Source organism: Caproicibacterium sp. BJN0003 (genome assembly GCF_026314295.1).
In the GTDB taxonomy this organism is placed as follows: Bacteria; Bacillota; Clostridia; order Oscillospirales; family Acutalibacteraceae; genus Caproicibacterium.
This window is the reverse complement of sequence record NZ_CP111108.1, coordinates 154,452-170,360: the sequence shown is the minus strand read 5'-3', so window position 1 is coordinate 170,360 and position 15,909 is coordinate 154,452. Positions and strand designations below refer to the sequence as shown.

The 15,909-nt window shown below is 44.3% G+C and carries 15 protein-coding genes; all 15 read right to left on the bottom strand.

The window, feature by feature from the left end; genetic code table 11:
• Positions 1 to 46: 46 nt before the first annotated feature.
• The 15 genes from OP489_RS00815 to OP489_RS00745 all read right to left on the bottom strand — a co-directional run bounded on the left by OP489_RS00815 (position 47) and on the right by OP489_RS00745 (position 15,810).
• Positions 47 to 721, bottom strand: a complete 675-nt coding sequence (locus tag OP489_RS00815) for a hypothetical protein (protein ID WP_266162493.1) — start codon at positions 719 to 721, stop codon at positions 47 to 49.
• Between the two features lie 244 nt (positions 722 to 965).
• Complete coding sequence (locus OP489_RS00810) at positions 966 to 1,904, bottom strand: ParB/RepB/Spo0J family partition protein (protein WP_266162492.1); 939 nt, start codon at positions 1,902 to 1,904, stop codon at positions 966 to 968.
• Positions 1,864 to 2,685: a ParA family protein gene (locus OP489_RS00805; protein ID WP_266162491.1), complete on the bottom strand. Its 822-nt coding sequence runs from the start codon at positions 2,683 to 2,685 to the stop codon at positions 1,864 to 1,866. Before OP489_RS00805 ends, OP489_RS00810 begins: the two co-directional genes overlap by 41 nt.
• Positions 2,686 to 3,201: 516 nt before the next feature.
• Positions 3,202 to 3,381: a hypothetical protein gene (locus tag OP489_RS00800; RefSeq protein WP_266162490.1), complete on the bottom strand. Its 180-nt coding sequence runs from the start codon at positions 3,379 to 3,381 to the stop codon at positions 3,202 to 3,204.
• Entirely contained in the window at positions 3,368 to 4,774 is a 1,407-nt protein-coding gene (locus OP489_RS00795) for a zinc-ribbon domain-containing protein (RefSeq protein ID WP_266162489.1), read from the bottom strand. The genes OP489_RS00800 and OP489_RS00795 overlap by 14 nt, the downstream gene beginning before the upstream one ends.
• Positions 4,775 to 4,979: 205 nt before the next feature.
• Positions 4,980 to 5,549, bottom strand: a complete 570-nt coding sequence (locus OP489_RS00790) for a GNAT family N-acetyltransferase (protein ID WP_416232466.1) — start codon at positions 5,547 to 5,549, stop codon at positions 4,980 to 4,982.
• Between the two features lie 277 nt (positions 5,550 to 5,826).
• Complete coding sequence (gene lysS / locus OP489_RS00785) at positions 5,827 to 7,323, bottom strand: lysine--tRNA ligase (protein ID WP_266162487.1); 1,497 nt, start codon at positions 7,321 to 7,323, stop codon at positions 5,827 to 5,829.
• A gap of 105 nt (positions 7,324 to 7,428) precedes the next feature.
• The gene (gene greA / locus OP489_RS00780) at positions 7,429 to 7,914 is read right to left on the bottom strand and encodes a transcription elongation factor GreA (RefSeq protein WP_266163449.1); all 486 of its coding nucleotides are present in this window, start codon (positions 7,912 to 7,914) and stop codon (positions 7,429 to 7,431) included.
• 194 nt (positions 7,915 to 8,108) lie between these two features.
• Entirely contained in the window at positions 8,109 to 9,290 is a 1,182-nt protein-coding gene (locus tag OP489_RS00775; protein WP_266162486.1) for a murein hydrolase activator EnvC family protein, read from the bottom strand.
• The gene (ftsX, locus tag OP489_RS00770; RefSeq protein ID WP_266162485.1) at positions 9,280 to 10,188 is read right to left on the bottom strand and encodes a permease-like cell division protein FtsX; all 909 of its coding nucleotides are present in this window, start codon (positions 10,186 to 10,188) and stop codon (positions 9,280 to 9,282) included. The genes OP489_RS00775 and ftsX overlap by 11 nt, the downstream gene beginning before the upstream one ends.
• Complete coding sequence (gene ftsE, locus OP489_RS00765; protein ID WP_180341676.1) at positions 10,185 to 10,865, bottom strand: cell division ATP-binding protein FtsE; 681 nt, start codon at positions 10,863 to 10,865, stop codon at positions 10,185 to 10,187. Before ftsE ends, ftsX begins: the two co-directional genes overlap by 4 nt.
• 190 nt (positions 10,866 to 11,055) lie before the next feature.
• Positions 11,056 to 12,141 carry a PucR family transcriptional regulator gene (locus OP489_RS00760; protein ID WP_266162484.1) on the bottom strand — a complete coding sequence of 362 codons (1,086 nt, stop codon included), beginning with the start codon at positions 12,139 to 12,141 and terminating at the stop codon, positions 11,056 to 11,058.
• Between the two features lie 213 nt (positions 12,142 to 12,354).
• Positions 12,355 to 13,071 (bottom strand): pseudouridine synthase, encoded by a 717-nt coding sequence (locus OP489_RS00755; protein ID WP_266162483.1) that lies wholly within the window; start codon positions 13,069 to 13,071, stop codon positions 12,355 to 12,357.
• Between the two features lie 70 nt (positions 13,072 to 13,141).
• Entirely contained in the window at positions 13,142 to 13,597 is a 456-nt protein-coding gene (locus tag OP489_RS00750; protein ID WP_266162482.1) for a DUF4830 domain-containing protein, read from the bottom strand.
• A 146-nt stretch (positions 13,598 to 13,743) separates the two neighbouring features.
• Positions 13,744 to 15,810, bottom strand: a complete 2,067-nt coding sequence (locus OP489_RS00745; protein WP_266162481.1) for an elongation factor G — start codon at positions 15,808 to 15,810, stop codon at positions 13,744 to 13,746.
• Between the last annotated feature and the right edge of the window lie 99 nt (positions 15,811 to 15,909).

Below are 15,909 nucleotides of genomic sequence, written 5' to 3'. Positions count from 1 at the left end.
TTCAAATTCACGATGCGCTCTGTGGTGTTATTGAATTGTTGATTGATTAAGCATAGCCGATATACAAGTCATAGCTGCCGCTTCCGGTACTCTCCGCCCATACCCAAACCGAAGTTATATCCCCATCTTTTGCATATCGGTTGATTCGGCTGGTAATGCTGCTCTCTGTACTTGTGCATTTCGGACCTGCGCTGATTGGATTGTCCCAACACTCCACAGCTGAGCCATCCAGAGTCAAACCGCAGCTTTCGGCATAGCTTTTAGCATAGGAAATCCAATAGTTGATGTCAAAAGACGGTTCGGGTTCATGTGTAGGTGTTTCGGTTGGCTGTGGAGCCGGGTTTACCGGTTCCGTTGCAGGTTGTTCTGTTGGCGTCGGCGTCTGAGTTGACTGTTCTGTGGCTTTTTCTGTTTCGGCAGGTACAGTCGGTTTCACTGTTGCCACCGGCTTTTCCGTCACCGGTGCATCGCTCTCTGTGTCGGATACAGGCGAAGCCGTATTACTTGTGTCGCTTTCTTCCGTATCCGTGCTTTGAGCAGTGCTGTCAGGGATAGTATCGGAGCTTTCTCCGATACTTGATGCTGAAGTCGAATCTTCCTGACTACTTTCCGAAAAAGAAGAATTTGTCTGCTCCTCGTTTGTTTGCTCATTAACCTGACAACCGGATAAAGCAAGTACCATCGCAACTGCAAGCATCCATGCAAATATCTGTTTTTTCACCTGAATCACTCCTCTGTTTATTTTCTTGGCTTCAGTGTAGAACAGAAACCTCGTTTCGACAAAGGTGCGATTTCATAGGCGCAATCTTTTAGTTTAGCATTTACTGCTTTGCTTTTGAATTTTGCGATGTGTTTGCCTTAAAGAGATTGATTTAGGTTAAGAGATAGATTTAGTTTAGGAGATAGTATTTCTTTTCGGAGAGATAGCTTGTAAATAAGAGGTAGGAGTGTGAGGAAGGGGAAGGTCAGCGCCCACGGTCTGCACGACTGCGGAGAAACTTCTGGTAATGCTCCAGTGCCTTGCAAACATAGTCCTCCGTTTGATTGAGCGGTATATTCTTCGGGATCAGCTCTCGCAGTCTGTCCCCACGCAAGACGATTTTTTCACGCTGATTCGGTTTTTCTTCCCGCATGATTTCTTGGACAACCTCCGTTGTGAGCCTATTTTCTTCAAACGCTTTTCGCATACGGATGGTCTGGTCATGGGACGGGGTGCTTTCGCTCATGTCGATTTCATCGACAATATCCCGCTGGGAGTCCTCATCAAGATAGCTGAGTTCCACCGCTGGACGCATTTTCATTCTACCGTCATCGACACATTCGAGCAGTTCGGGAACAAGGTTTGTCAAGCGCACATAACGCTGGACTTGAGTTTTACTGTCTTCAGATTCATTAGCAATCACCGCAACTGTTTTTGCGCCAACCAACTTGTGCCCCAGTGGGTCACAAGTTAAATCTTTGCGTTGTCCTTGTCTTTTCATAGCTTCCAAACGCATTTTGTAAGCAAAGGCTTTCTCCGAGGGAAGTATCTGCGACCGCTGATAGTTGCTTTCAACCATCAGAATTGTGGCTTCATCACGGTTAAGGTCTACAACCTCACATCGCAGCGTGTCCATGCCTGCAAGTTCACAGGCTCGTTTCCGGCGATGTCCTGATACAAGCTCATACCTGCCGTCCTCTTTCTGCCGGACGGTCGCCGGAGTGATAACCCCACGCTCTTTGATACTGTCCACAAGTTGCATCATGTCCTCATCATCACGCACCTTGAACGGGTGGTCGGGGAAGTCGTCGATTTCGCTTATGGGAATATCTCTGATTTTCTGAAGCTTTACATCATCCCGTTCTTCCTGAGAGGAAAACAGGTCATCGAGCGTCGGAAGCCCTAACTCTATCTTTTTTGCCATCGTTAAGCACCTCCTTTGTCAGTTCTGCATAGGCTTTGGATACCGTGCTGTTGGGTTCGTAAGCATAAATGCTCTTGCCCTCCGCAGCACTCTCGGCGGCTTTCACGGCAACCGGAATGGTGGAGCGATACATCTTGATTACACTTCCGTAATTCCTTTGCAGTGAATCCACAACCGTGCGGGAAAGGTTCGTCCTGCCGTCCACCAAGGTAAGAAGCATACCCTCAATTTTGAGTTTTGGGTTTATGTGCTTTCTGACCTTTGAAATGGTCTGCATGAGCTGCGTCATTCCTTTTGCCGGCAGATACTGCGCCTGAACAGGGATAATCACCGAGTCAGCTGCAGTCAGGGCATTTAGCGTAATCATTCCCAGTGACGGCATACAGTCGATCAGGATATAGTCGTAATGCTGTTTGAGCGAGGTCAGATAAGTCCGCAGTGCGGTTTCTCTGCTCATAGCGGTAACAAGCGTCATCTCCATTGCAGACAGGTCAAGATTTGCTGGAACAAGGTCAACGCCTTCCTCGTGATGAAGAATGACAGATGCCGGGTTTGCGTTTTCTTCTCGAATCACCTCTGACAGCTTTGTGGAAAGAGTTTCTTCCAAGTTGTCGGTATCTCTCCATCCAAGACAAGCCGTTAAGTCCGACTGTGGATCAGCGTCCACAAGCAATACTTTCTTGCCCTGCATTGCAAGACCGACACCAAGATTTACGGTAGTGGTCGTTTTGCCCACGCCGCCCTTCTGATTGCAGATTGCAATGGTTTTGCAGTTTGGCATTCGTTTTGCCCTCCTTTCTAAAAATTCATAACCATATATTTGATGTGGCTATGTATATCCGCAGTATTTGTTCTCAACTACCCCTGCGGACAGCTTGCGCTGTATGGGAAGCACTCAGGTTGCGGTGTGCTGCACCGCATCATAGGAATCTCACCTCTGCCGGGTTCTCCGCCAGCTCCGTAGAGAAGTATCATTATCCTTCTGACTTTCATCGCCGTCACGGAGGCAATCCGTGTTTTGGGTCGGGAGTTCTCGCTCACTCTCGCAAAGAGAGGTCAAGGCGTACCCACCTTTGGGCTAAGCATCAGAAATAATGTCCTAAGTGCCTGTATATTCAATTTTCAAGGAACTGTGAAAAGGCTTCTGACCTTTCGGTCTGAAATACCCCTTTCACCTATTTGCAATGGGAGGGCACTTTTGTACCCCCTGTTTTCAAAACTTTTTCAAAAAAATAAAAAAAGCCGCCTGCTCCTGTTAGGGAACAGACGGCAATCGTCATGTTTATTTACTTGTAGACTACTTGTAGACTACTTTCAGCTTCTTTCTTTTTGCTTTGGCAAACTTATATATGACATCATCTACAGCATCCGTGTATCTGCCTTCCTGAAGCAGCTTATTCTTAAAGCCAATCAGATTCTCAATTACTCTGCGGTATTCTTCCTCGCTGAGATAGAGATAATATTTATCTGTTTTCATTTTGGTGTGTCCTCCATTCAAAATAGGCTCGTCGTACAGCGATCACATCTTGAGCCGCATCCGACTTTATAAAGATATGTCTGCTTTGAAATGCTGTTTTTATTTTTACGGCGTACTCTGTCCCTGTATCATTTTTTCCATACGGGATTACCAATCGTATAATCCCTCTGTGCTTACAGAGATGCTCTTTCAGGCATTCTATATCCTCAGCCTGAATTTCTGATTCAATTGCCAGCTTTTCATCGGCTATGTATGTTTCTATGGGCAGTCCGATTATTGTCTCGGTATTGGTTTCAACCTTTAAGCAGTTTTTCTTTGCGTAATACATGACAAGCAACCGTGGCAGAACACTTCGGTACTCTTGCTCACACACCCTGCAGCCCTTTGCTTCTATCGTCCTTTCGGACACCTTTGCCTTATAGCTGTGTCCGCATGAACATTTCCACCAGACGCTCTGCATTGAACCTCTGGAAAGCTTATTTGGGTTATATCCTGAGTTTCTCAGGTAATCCCACTGGTCAAGCAATTGAGGATCGGTGGTAGCCAAGTCATTATACCCGGTCAACACCGCTCTGTCGGCACAAACCGGGCAATTTGCTCCTTTTACTCTGGCATGAACAACGGACTTCCATTCATATCCGCATTGTCTGCATTTCCACCATACATTTCTGCGTGACTTTTCATTGATTGTATCCGGCATTAATGGGAAGTTGCGCTCCGACCATTCCTCTGCAAGCTGGGGATACACTGTCGCCAAGTCATTGAAGCCCTTCAATAAGATTTGACCGCTGCAATATGGGCACTGACTTCCGCATGAACGGGTTGAAATCAGGGTGTTCCACTCATGACCTTTGCTGCATCTCCACCAGACCTTTTTATTTGCAAATGCGGTTACCTGTGTAGGCAGCAGCGGCAGATTCCTGTCCGACCACTCGGCAGCCACTTTCGGGAACACAGAAGCAAGGTCATTGAAGCCCTCCAATACTGCATTGTGAGAACAATATGGGCATCCTGTACCATTCACTGATCTGCTTTTAACTGAGGCGATCCATTCGTGACCGCATTTTCCTTGCCATATCACTTTTTTATGAGAAGCGCCGCTTACCATTGTCGGTTTCAAGCTTTGATTCTTATCAGACCATTCCTTCGCCAGTTCCGGTTTCAGGAACGCCAAGTCGTTTATTCCTTCAATAACCCTTACTCCAGAACAGATTGGGCATTTCTCTCCGGTTGAACGGCTTTTCGGACTTGCCTGCCATTCGTGTCCGCAAGAGCCTTTCCACCATACGAATCTATTTGAGCCATAGGTTATCTTATCCGGTGTAAGCGGAAGGTTTCGTTCAGACCATTCCGGCACAAGCTCAGGGTGCATTGACGCTAAACTGTTGCTCATATCAAATCCTCGACCTCCTTTACAAACACAGTATATAGGAAATCGAGGAACCATTGAAGTCTGCGAAGCTGTCTGTCGGATAAAACAAAAAAGGCCTTGAAAGTTATTACTCTCTCAAGGTCTTAAAATATGTGATTTGATATGCGCTCAATAAGCCAAGCGGCGATGTATGCTCATAATCTCCCCAACAAACGGGAATTAGATGTCATCTCAAATTGTCAGCAAAACAGACGGGAGGCTGATTTAAATAGTGATCTCCAATGGTTTTCTCCATCCAAATCATATTATACCAGCGGTTGAACTTGTATCCGCATTTCTTGAATTCTCCGACTTTTTTGAATCCGAGGTGTGCATGAAATTCAGCACTGTTTTTGTTAAGATATTCATCTTCTGCTTCTGGGTAGCCGATACATGCATATAGATTCAAAATTCCCATGCTATTTAGCTTGCCTTCCAGCTCTTCATATATTTTTCGCCCCAGTCCACATTTTTGGGCGGTGTGGTCAAGATAAACAGTCATCTCACATGACCAGTCATAGGCGGCTCGACCTACAAAAGCACCTGCGTAAGCATACCCCAGAATTTCTCCATCCTTTTCTATGACAATATAGGGGTAACGTTTCATGGTGCTTTTCATGCGCACCTGAAACTCAGAAAGTGTAGGCGTATCATATTCAAAAGTAATTGCTGTGTTTTTAACGTAATATGCGTAGATTTCCAGAATGCGGCTTGCGTCTTCAAGCGTAGCATTTCTGATTATTGTTTCATTCACAATTAGCCCTTCTCTCTATAATTAAACAAATTTACAAGAAATTTTCGATTTGTCATGCTGATGGATTATATAAATACCCTTCCATGGGTACGCTCTGTTATTTCAAAAACAGCGACAGCTTCATTCCGATGCTGCCGCTGTTTGCTCCGTAAATTATGCGATTTTTCTACCTCTGCACAAATCCTGGCACCATTTGATGTAGATTTGATGTGAAGATGTAGTTTTCGGGCTTTTACAAAGTACGCAAACCCGCATAAACACTGGGTTTTCGGCGCTTTGCTCAGTCGATGGGCTTCATTGTCGGGAACAACAACACATCGCGAATAGAAGGCTGATCAGTAAGAAGCATGACCAGACGATCGATGCCGATCCCCAATCCTCCTGTAGGCGGCATTCCATATTCCAAAGCTGTAAGGAAATCCTCGTCAACATCGCAGGCCTCATCATCTCCAGCGGCTTTCTGAGCAGCCTGTGCTTCAAAACGCTTGCGCTGATCGATCGGATCATTTAATTCAGAAAATGCGTTTGCAAGTTCACGTCCCATAACAAAGAGCTCAAAGCGCTGCGTATAATTTGGGTCATCCTCTTTGCGCTTTGCAAGCGGTGAAATTTCCACCGGATGTTCTGTAATAAAAGTGGGCTGAATCAACTTTTCTTCGCAGTACTCGTCAAAGAACAGATTCAGGATATCACCCTTTTTATGACGTTCCTCATATGCAAGATTGTGTTCTTTCGCAGCAGCGCGCGCTTCATCCAGCGTCTTGATTTCATTAAAGTCAACACCGGAATATTTTTTAACCGCCTCTACCATCGTCATGCGGCAAAACGGGCTGCCAAAGTCAAGTTCCACCCCGTCATAGGTGATTTTAGAAGAACCCTTTACTTTTGTGGAAACGGTACGAATCAAATCTTCGATCAAGTCCATCATGCCGTGGTAATCCGTATAAGCCTGATAAAATTCCATCAGTGTAAATTCCGGATTGTGGCGGGTATCCATGCCCTCGTTGCGGAACACACGTCCAATCTCATAAACGCGGTCAAAACCACCGACAATCAAACGCTTGAGGTGCAGCTCCAAAGCGATACGCAAATAAAGGTCAATGTCGAGCGTATTATGGTGTGTGACAAACGGCCGTGCTGCTGCGCCGCCTGCAATTGTATGCAAAACAGGAGTCTCCACTTCCAAAAAGTCATGGCTGTCCATAAAAGCACGAATCGCCGTAATAATATGGCTGCGCATAACAAAAGTCTCTTTGACCTCCGGATTAACAATCAGATCCAGATAGCGTTGACGATAACGCAAATCAGTATCTTTCAATCCGTGAAATTTTTCCGGCAACGGAAGTAGAGATTTTGAAAGCAGCTGAATTTCTTTTGCATGGACGCTGATCTCTCCGCGACGAGTCTTAAAGACAAACCCTTTAAGGCAAATAATATCGCCCAAATCCCAATAATTTTTAAAATCGGAATAGCTTTCTTCTCCGACATCGTTAATTCTAACGTAAGCCTGAATTCGGCCTGTTTTATCGCAAAGATCAATAAAGCTAGCCTTTCCCATATTACGGCGGCTCATCATTCTTCCGGCAATACAGACGTCTTTATTCTCATAATCTTCAAAATGCGCATGAATTTCTGATGCAAAACTATCTTGATCACATTTTGTGATTTTAAAGGGATCTTTTCCTGCTTCGCGCAAAGCGGTCAGCTTATCGCGGCGAATCTGCAGCAATTCTCCCAAATTCTGTTCTGGCTGCTGTTCCTGATTCTTTTCACTCATATTTTTCCCTACCTTTTATTTATCATCGGTGAATTATTTGCTCAATTTGTTAAAATTCAAAAAGAGAGGGCGGGATGAAAACACCCCACCCTTAAAAAGACGGTGTTATTTGGAAATAGAAAGGATGGTATATTCTTTCATTCCAACAGGCACTTCGATCTCCACAACGTCATTAACCGCGTGTCCCAACAGCGCTTTTCCAACGGCAGATTCATCGCTGATAAATCCTTGTACTGGATCTGTTTCATTACTGCCAACAATTTTAAGATTCATTTCCCGTACTTTTTGAGTTTTCTCATCTTTTACAGAAACTTGAACTTTTGAGCCAACATGAATCAAACCATTACTCAATTCGGATTCATCGATGACTTTTACATTTTTCAGCGTTACTTCGAGGTCGGCAATTCTGGCTTCCATAATTGCCTGTTCATTTTTGGCTTCGTCGTATTCGCTGTTCTCAGAAAGGTCACCAAAGCTCAGCGCTACCTTAATTTTTTCAGCAACTTCTTTTCTCTTGACCCCTTTGAGCTCTTCCAGCTCTTTTTCAAGTTTATCGAGGCCTTCCTGTGTCAAAACAGTTTGTTTTACCATGGTATCATCCCTTAATTTCATAGGCGAGTACTCGCCTGATTTTTTTTGATATACAGTTAGTATTATAGAGTTGCAATTGCTTTCTGTCAACCATATTTTGTCATAGGGGAAACAGACTTTTTAAAATTGGCACTAATTTTAGTCTAATAAAAAAATCGGCTCGAAAAAGCCGAGCCGATTAAAAGCAAATTCAGTTAAACATAGTTAAGCGGATCTTGTGCAACACCGTTTACACGCACCTCAAAATGACAATGAGGGCCGGTACTATCCCCGGTACTCCCGACGTAACCGATCACCTGACCCTGCTGAACAGCCTGCCCAACGCTGACACAAAGGCTGGACATATGGCCATAAACGGTAGAGAATCCATTTCCGTGGTCAATGGAGACCCAAGTTCCATAGCCACCACCCCAGCCACCTGCATCTGCAACAATGACAGTGCCGGAAGCAGAAGCTACAATCGGTTGTCCATAAACGCCGCCGGAAGAAATATCAATTCCCTTATGGTTTGTTCCCCAGCGAGGGCCAAATCCAGAAGTAACATTCATGGTATACGGAACCGGCCAAACAAACTGTCCACCACCGGAAGGCATTACAACGACATCTGAAGAAGATTGCTTCTGCGAATAATAATTTGCATACCAAGAGTCGATCTGCTCTGCAGTAGCAGCTTCCTTTTGAGCAATTTCCTTATTTTGTTCTTCCAGAGCTTCGGCAGAGCCGGCAAGATCATTAATTACCTGCTGAGTCTCTTCCATCACGGTATCGAGTTCTGTCCGCTTTTGATCCAGTGCATTCTTTGCATCGGAAACTTCCTGTCGGCTTTGCTCGATTTCTGTTTTCTGTGCTTCAATTTCTGTTAAATGATTTTTTAGGGTATCGATCAGCTGTTTATCGTGGTCCGACACCATTTTGATTGCTTCCGTTTTATCTGCCAAGTCGGTAAGACTTTTAGAGGAAAGCAAGATTTCCAAATTGCTTGCTTCTCCGGAAATATAGAGTGCACGCAGACGCTCTTTCAGCAGTGCAAAACCGGAATCGATTTCTTTTTGCTTGGATTGGATCTGATCTTGTTTTGCAGCAATATCCTGATCAAGATCCCCAATCTGCTGATTGTAAGTATCAATTTGATGCTGTAAATTAGAAACCTGATCCTGCAAAGCAGCTTTATAGGCTTCCTTCTGAGTTTGATCTGATTTCAGCTGATCAATTTTCGCTTGATTTTCTTTTTGCTGGTTCTGATAATCACTCTGCTGCTGTCGGAGTGTATCCACATTCGTATTCTCGGCAAAAGCTGTGGTCGCAGCAGGCACTACTATAAGAGCAGCGGTTATTACTGCGGCAGCGGCACGCTGCCAAAAATGTTTACCAGCCAACGATGGAACCCCCTTCTTTTTTGAGGTATCTTCCCATTGAGATCATACTTCCTAAAGTTCCAAACAAAGCGCCAATGCCCATAAAAATGAGAATCATCCAGGGCAGGTATGGGTGAATATTAATCGCCTGAAAAACGGCGAGATTTGCAATCAAGCTCACCATCTTCTGATAAAGCAGATAAAGCAGAGCAACCGCGAGTCCACCTGAAACAATTCCGAGAATAATTCCTTCTACAACAAATGGAACTCGGATAAATCCATTGGTAGCGCCAACCGATTTCATGATACTAATTTCCAGACGTCTGGAATACATCGTAACACGAATCGTATTTGCAATAATAAATAGAGAAACAACACTTAAGATGATTACGACTGCCAAACCGACGTTTGTAACAATTTTATCCATTCTGGTCAGCTTGTCCGCAAGAGCAGTATAATCTGTGATTTTTTCAACGCCCTGAATACTCAAGATCTGATTTGCAGTATCCTGATACTGTGAAAGATCCTTCATCGAAATCCGGAAAGAATCCGGCAGCCAGCTGGTATCATCAGAAAGACCGTTAAGCAGACTGGAATTGTCTGCGCCAACCATGTTTTGAATTTCCTTAAGGCCATCTTGTCTTGATATGTATTCACAGGAATCAATATTATCCATTTGTTTGATCTGATCGCCGATTTTAATCGCATCATCCGAAGAAACATCCCGCTTAATAAAAACTTTAATCGAATTATTTCCCTCTACGGTGCTCATCGCCGCGTTCATATTCATACTGAATAATACCGCAGCGCCCGTCATTAAAATACAGCAAGTCAGAACACCAATCGAGGCGAGGCTCATCGTCCGGTGTTTGGTCAGGACATTTTTAAAGCCTTCTTTAATTAAATATCCCAGCTTCATTGTCCCACCTCCAGCTGCTTGGTATCGGCCACGATCCGGCCATCATTAATTTCCACAATACGCTTCTGAAAGTGTTTTACCAAACTATGTTCATGGGTAACCATTAAAATAGTTGTTCCGCGCAGATTGATCTCACTAAGAAGATCAACGATCTCAAAAGAAAGTGCCGGGTCAATATTTCCGGTGGGTTCGTCGGCAATAATCAGCGAAGGATTATTGACCAGCGCTCTTGCTAGGCCCACACGCTGCTGCTCGCCGCCGGAAAGTTCTGCCGGCATGCACTTTGCCTTATCCTGCAGATCGACAAGGCCCAAAATATACGGCACACGCTTTTTGATCGATTTTGTCGGTGTGCCAACGATATGCATGGCAAACGCCACGTTATCATAAACGGACATCGACGGGATCAGGCGAAAGTCCTGAAAGACCGTTCCTAAAGTTCTGCGCAAATAAGGTACCTTTCTGCGCTTGATATGGGTCACATCAATATCGTTTACAAAAATCTGTCCTTTTTCCGCACGTTCCTCTGCTGTAATCAGCTTAAGAAAGGTACTTTTGCCCGCGCCGGAAGCACCGACGATAAAGACGAATTCCCCTTTCTCAATATTCAGGCTGACATCATATAATGCATGAGTGCCGTTTGGATAGGTTTTGCTTACATGGTCGAATTCTATCACAAAAACACGCTCCATTTCCAAAAATCAATGTCCACAAACAAATTGAGACTTGCTGACATGCTATCATCATACCAACAAGCCTCAATTTTATAATTCTAAATAAGAAATAAATTGCAATTATTTTGTAACTATTTTAAACTATTTGTCACTTTTGAGAAAAAGGAAATAGTTACCGTTTTTTTTGATTCAATCAAAATTTTGTTGGGTTGCTGGAAAGATATTTTTTAACCATCAAAGCCACTTTGAACACAATGGCATCTTCAAATTCGCGCAAATCGAGTCCGGTGATCTTCTTGATTTTTTCCAGACGGTAAACAAGGGTATTTCGATGAACAAAAAGCTTACGGCTTGTTTCTGAAACATTCAGGTTGTTTTCAAAAAATCTTTGAATCGTAAAGAGCGTTTCGTGATCAAGGCTGTCGATTCCGCCCTTTTTGAAAACTTCTTTCAGGAACATTTCGCAGAGTGTCGTTGGCAGCTGGTAGATCAAACGAGCAATTCCAAGATTATCGTAGCTGACGATACTGCGTTCTGTATCAAAAACTTTTCCAACTTCCAAAGCAACCTGCGCTTCTTTAAAGGAACGTGCAAGATCCTTCAAATTTTCTACCGGCGTACCAATACCCACTACGCAGTGCACATAAAATTCTCCCGAAAGCGTATCGACAATGGAGCTGGCCAATTTCTCCAAATCTTTTGCGTCGATTCCGGGCTGAATCTCTTTGACAATTGCAATATCGTCTTCATTAATGTTTACAACAAAATCCTTTGACTTGTCCGGGAAAAGGTTCTGGACCACATCAAAGACCGCTACATCGGTGTTTGCAACAATTTTGATCAGCATGCAAACGCGGGTAACGTCTGCATTAAAATGCAGTTCACGAGCTTTGAGATAAATATCGCCGGGCAAAATATTATCTAGAATAATATTCTTGATAAAATTACCACGGTCATATTTTTCATCATAGTACTGCTTAATGCTGTTAAGCGAAACTGCCAAAAGAGCTGCATAGTGAGCGGCTTCCTGATCATTTCCAAGGACAAAAATGGCATATTCTGCGCGAGGAAGGCCACCAAATGGGCAATACGTATAGCCATTGACCACAAAAGGTTCCTGAGAGGCCATCATTTCCGGAGAAATACTGCCGGTCTTCTCTCCAATTTTTCCAAGTTCGCTACAAGCAATTACAGTAGATGTTTCATCAATCACACCAACTGGCCGGTCGATGGCGTCACGCATCTGATGGATCACGCCTTGAAACAATCTGTTTGACATAGTTTTGATCCTCTCTTTTCATATTTAGAAGTTTAAACAAAAAATAAGTCCAAAATAGAATAAGCTAAGTATATTTTACATATCTTTCATTTTAATATCAACCATTTTGACGAAAAAAATTTTTTTTTTTATGATTTTTGCCAATATTTTTAGCGAATCCAATTCTATAAATATCCATTTTTAAATTACTTTTCCATTTAATAAAGCTTTTTATCACTTTGGTTCTCGAAAAACCAATCCGACTTCCTCCTCTGTCATTTGCCGGCATTCACCCGACTTCAGCAAAGGATCCAATTCTAAACTTCCAATCGCAATACGGCTCAGTTGGATGACTGTGCAGCCAAGGGCCAAAAACATTCGTTTAATCTGATGGAATTTTCCCTCATGAATTTCGACTTCACAAAGCGGCTGATTTTCCTCTTCCAAAATTTTTAGTTTACTCGGAAGCGTTGTGAAATCACTCAGCACAATTCCTTTTGCAAAACGTTCCTTTGCATCCGAAGGGAGGGGAGCATCCAGACGGGCGCGGTACCTTTTTGTCACATGGCTCTTAGGTGCCAACATATGATGTGCCGCCTCTCCATCATTTGTTAAAATCAACAAACCCGTCGTATCCTTGTCCAATCTGCCGGCTGGAAAAAGTCCTTTCCGACGCAGTTCTTCCGGCACCAGATCAAGTACCGTTTTCTGTTTTGGATCTCGTGCCGCCGAAAGGACCCCGGCAGGTTTATTCAGCATCAGCCAAAGCACCTTATGATAAAGGAAGGGAGCTCCATCCAGCATGATCTGATCTGTATCGGGATTTATTTTTTCTGAGGCAGAACGAACAAGAGCTCCATTGACCATGACCCGCCCTTTTCGAACTGCCAGTCCAGCCTCTTTCCTGCTCATCGTCCCACCAGATGATAAAATTTTATCAATCCGTTCCACTTTGTCTCTGCTGAAAAGATTTTCTTTTCAGGCTTCCTTTCTTAATCTTTATTATATTAGTATACCATTTTTAATTTTTTTGCGCCAGTATCCGCAGCGGAACCATAAATCCATTTATTGCTGCTGTAGAAAGATCCCCTCCGGAAATTTTGCCGTCACAGACCAAAAGATGAGCATAAACATCATCTCGCCCATCATAATTTTTCACTTTATAGACGTACTGCATACATTTTTTCCCTGCAACTGCTTCCAAATGAAACCCTGCCTTTTCGTTGAGTTGCGCATAATTTTTATAAACCTGCGAAAATGTTTCCGGAATTTGGATTTCGCGTGTTTCAACAGGTTCCGGTTCTACCTCCCAGCCACAGCTTCGTAAAAAGCTGATCCGCTGGTCATTCTTTCCACCGGGATTTTTCCACGCGCCGTCTAAAAAAGCCATTACAAAGATCAATCCCGCTGCCAAAAGCAGGACGGCCAGAAAAAGCAGCCCTTTTTTCTTAGAAAGCCGCACCGAAATCATACGCATAAAAATCTCCCCCTGTCAGAACAAGTTTATGAGATCTCTTTTAAAAACAGAACAGGGAAAGAACATCTCGGCAAATTTTTCGACAAAAAGGGGGCTCCCCGAACCGTATCGCGGAAAGTCCCTTTTTCTCTTTAATTCACCAAAGATTATGTTTCTTCTTGTTTACTTTCATCGATGACCTTCTGCGCAATCTGCGGCGGACACTCCTCATAGCGTTCAAATTCAAACTGAAATGTGCCGCGTCCTTGTGTCACTTGACGTACATAAGTAGAAAAGTCACTCATCTCTGCCACCGGGACTTCCGCATCAATCGTTTGACTCCCACCTTCTGCAGGTTCCATGCCCAAAACGCGACCGCGGCGTTTATTGATTTCGCCCATAATGTCGCCCATGCTGGTATCCGGCACTGTTGCTTTTAAATGTCCGATCGGTTCCAGCAAAACCGGATCGGCCTGCGGCATTCCATTTCTATAAGCAACGGAAGCTGCCATTTTAAAGGCCATCTCGGAACTGTCCACCGGATGATAGGAGCCATCATATAAGGTTGCGCGCAATCCTACCACCGGGTATCCCGCCAGCGGACCTTTCTGGATGCATTCTCGCAACCCTTTTTCCACTGCCGGGAAAAATCCCTTTGGAACACTTCCTCCAACCACACGCTCAGCAAACTCCAGCCCCTCGCTGTCACAGGGTTCAAATTCAATCCAAACATCGCCGAATTGTCCATGTCCGCCGGTCTGCTTCTTATGGCGTCCCTGCACCTGTACCTTCTTACGGATCTTTTCACGATATGGCACTTTCGGCGTTTGTAAAATTGTTTCCACACCATAACGGTTTTTCAGCCGCGAAACAACCAAATTCAAATGCTGTTCTCCCAAACCGCTGATTACCATCTGATGGGTTTCCGGATTATTTTCGAACAAAATCGTAGGATCTTCTTCCATTAGTTTAAAGACTCCCTGCGCAACTTTGTCTTCGTCCCCCTTTGTCTTTGGGAGAATTGCCATTCGCAGAGTAGATCTTGGATAACGAATGCCATCCAATGTAACTTTTCTGCTCGGCGCACAAAGCGTATCACCGGTAGAAACACCGGAAAGCTTCAAGACCGCTCCAATATCTCCTGCGGGAATTATTTTCATCTCTTCCTGTTTTTTCCCGCACATCTTGACAACTTTTCCGATTCGCTCTGTTGCGCCGGTACGCATATCAAAGAGCTGATCTTCGGTAGCAATTTTTCCGGAAATCACTTTGAGAAAAGATACTTTTCCAACAAAAGGATCGGCAATGGTCTTAAAACACAATGCCGCCGCTGCTGCATCTTCATTGACGGCCAGTTCCACAGGATTCCCATCTAAATCTGCGGCAATTTCTCCCGCTTTGTCGACAGCCGTTGGCAAAAGCCATACAAGTCCATTCAAAAACTGTTCCATGCCGCGCATTAAAAGGGCATCCCCACAGAATACCGGAATAATTGCACCGGATTTGACACCCTTAGAAACACCAACGATCACTTCTTCCGGCGTAAACGCTTCTCCGGAAAAATATTTATCGAACATCTCGTCACTGGTCTCAGCTACTGCTTCATAGATAGCAGTGCGCAAACCTTCCAAACGCTCACCCATATCCGGCATTTTTACTTCTACCGGCGCGCCTTTGGAATAATCATAAGCTTTATACTCCAGAACATTAACATAAATATTGGCTTTTCCATCTACTATGTAAGGCACCACAAGGGGGCAGACGCTTGGACCAAAACGCGCTTTTAAGTCTTCAAAAACCCGGTAGAACCGTGCGCTCTCGTCGCACAGCCCGTTTACGAAAAATACTTTGGAAAGCCCGCGCTCATCCGCCGCTTCCACTGCTTTTTCAGTTCCGACTGCAGCTCCGCTTTTCCCGCTGATGGTAATCAGCACGCTGTCTGCTGCGCGAAATGCTTCTGCTGCGGCACCGGCAAAATCGAGAAGACCCGGTGCATCAATCAGATTGATCTTGCGGTTTTTCCACTCCAGCGGGGCAATACTTGCGGAAACACTCGTCTTCCGGCGAATCTCTTCCGGATCATAATCACAGACCGTGTTTCCGTCGCTGATTTTTCCCAAGCGATCGGTTGCACCGGAAAGTTTCAGCATTGCCTCTGCGATGCTGGTTTTTCCGGAACCACTGTGTCCGGCGATGGCCAAATTCAAAATTTCTTTTGCATGGTATTGTTTCAAATCGCTCGCATCCCTTCGGTCATTTGCAAAAAACGACATCAAATTACCTAATATTTATCTAATTTTTAATGAGATTATAGCGTATATTTACGAAAAATA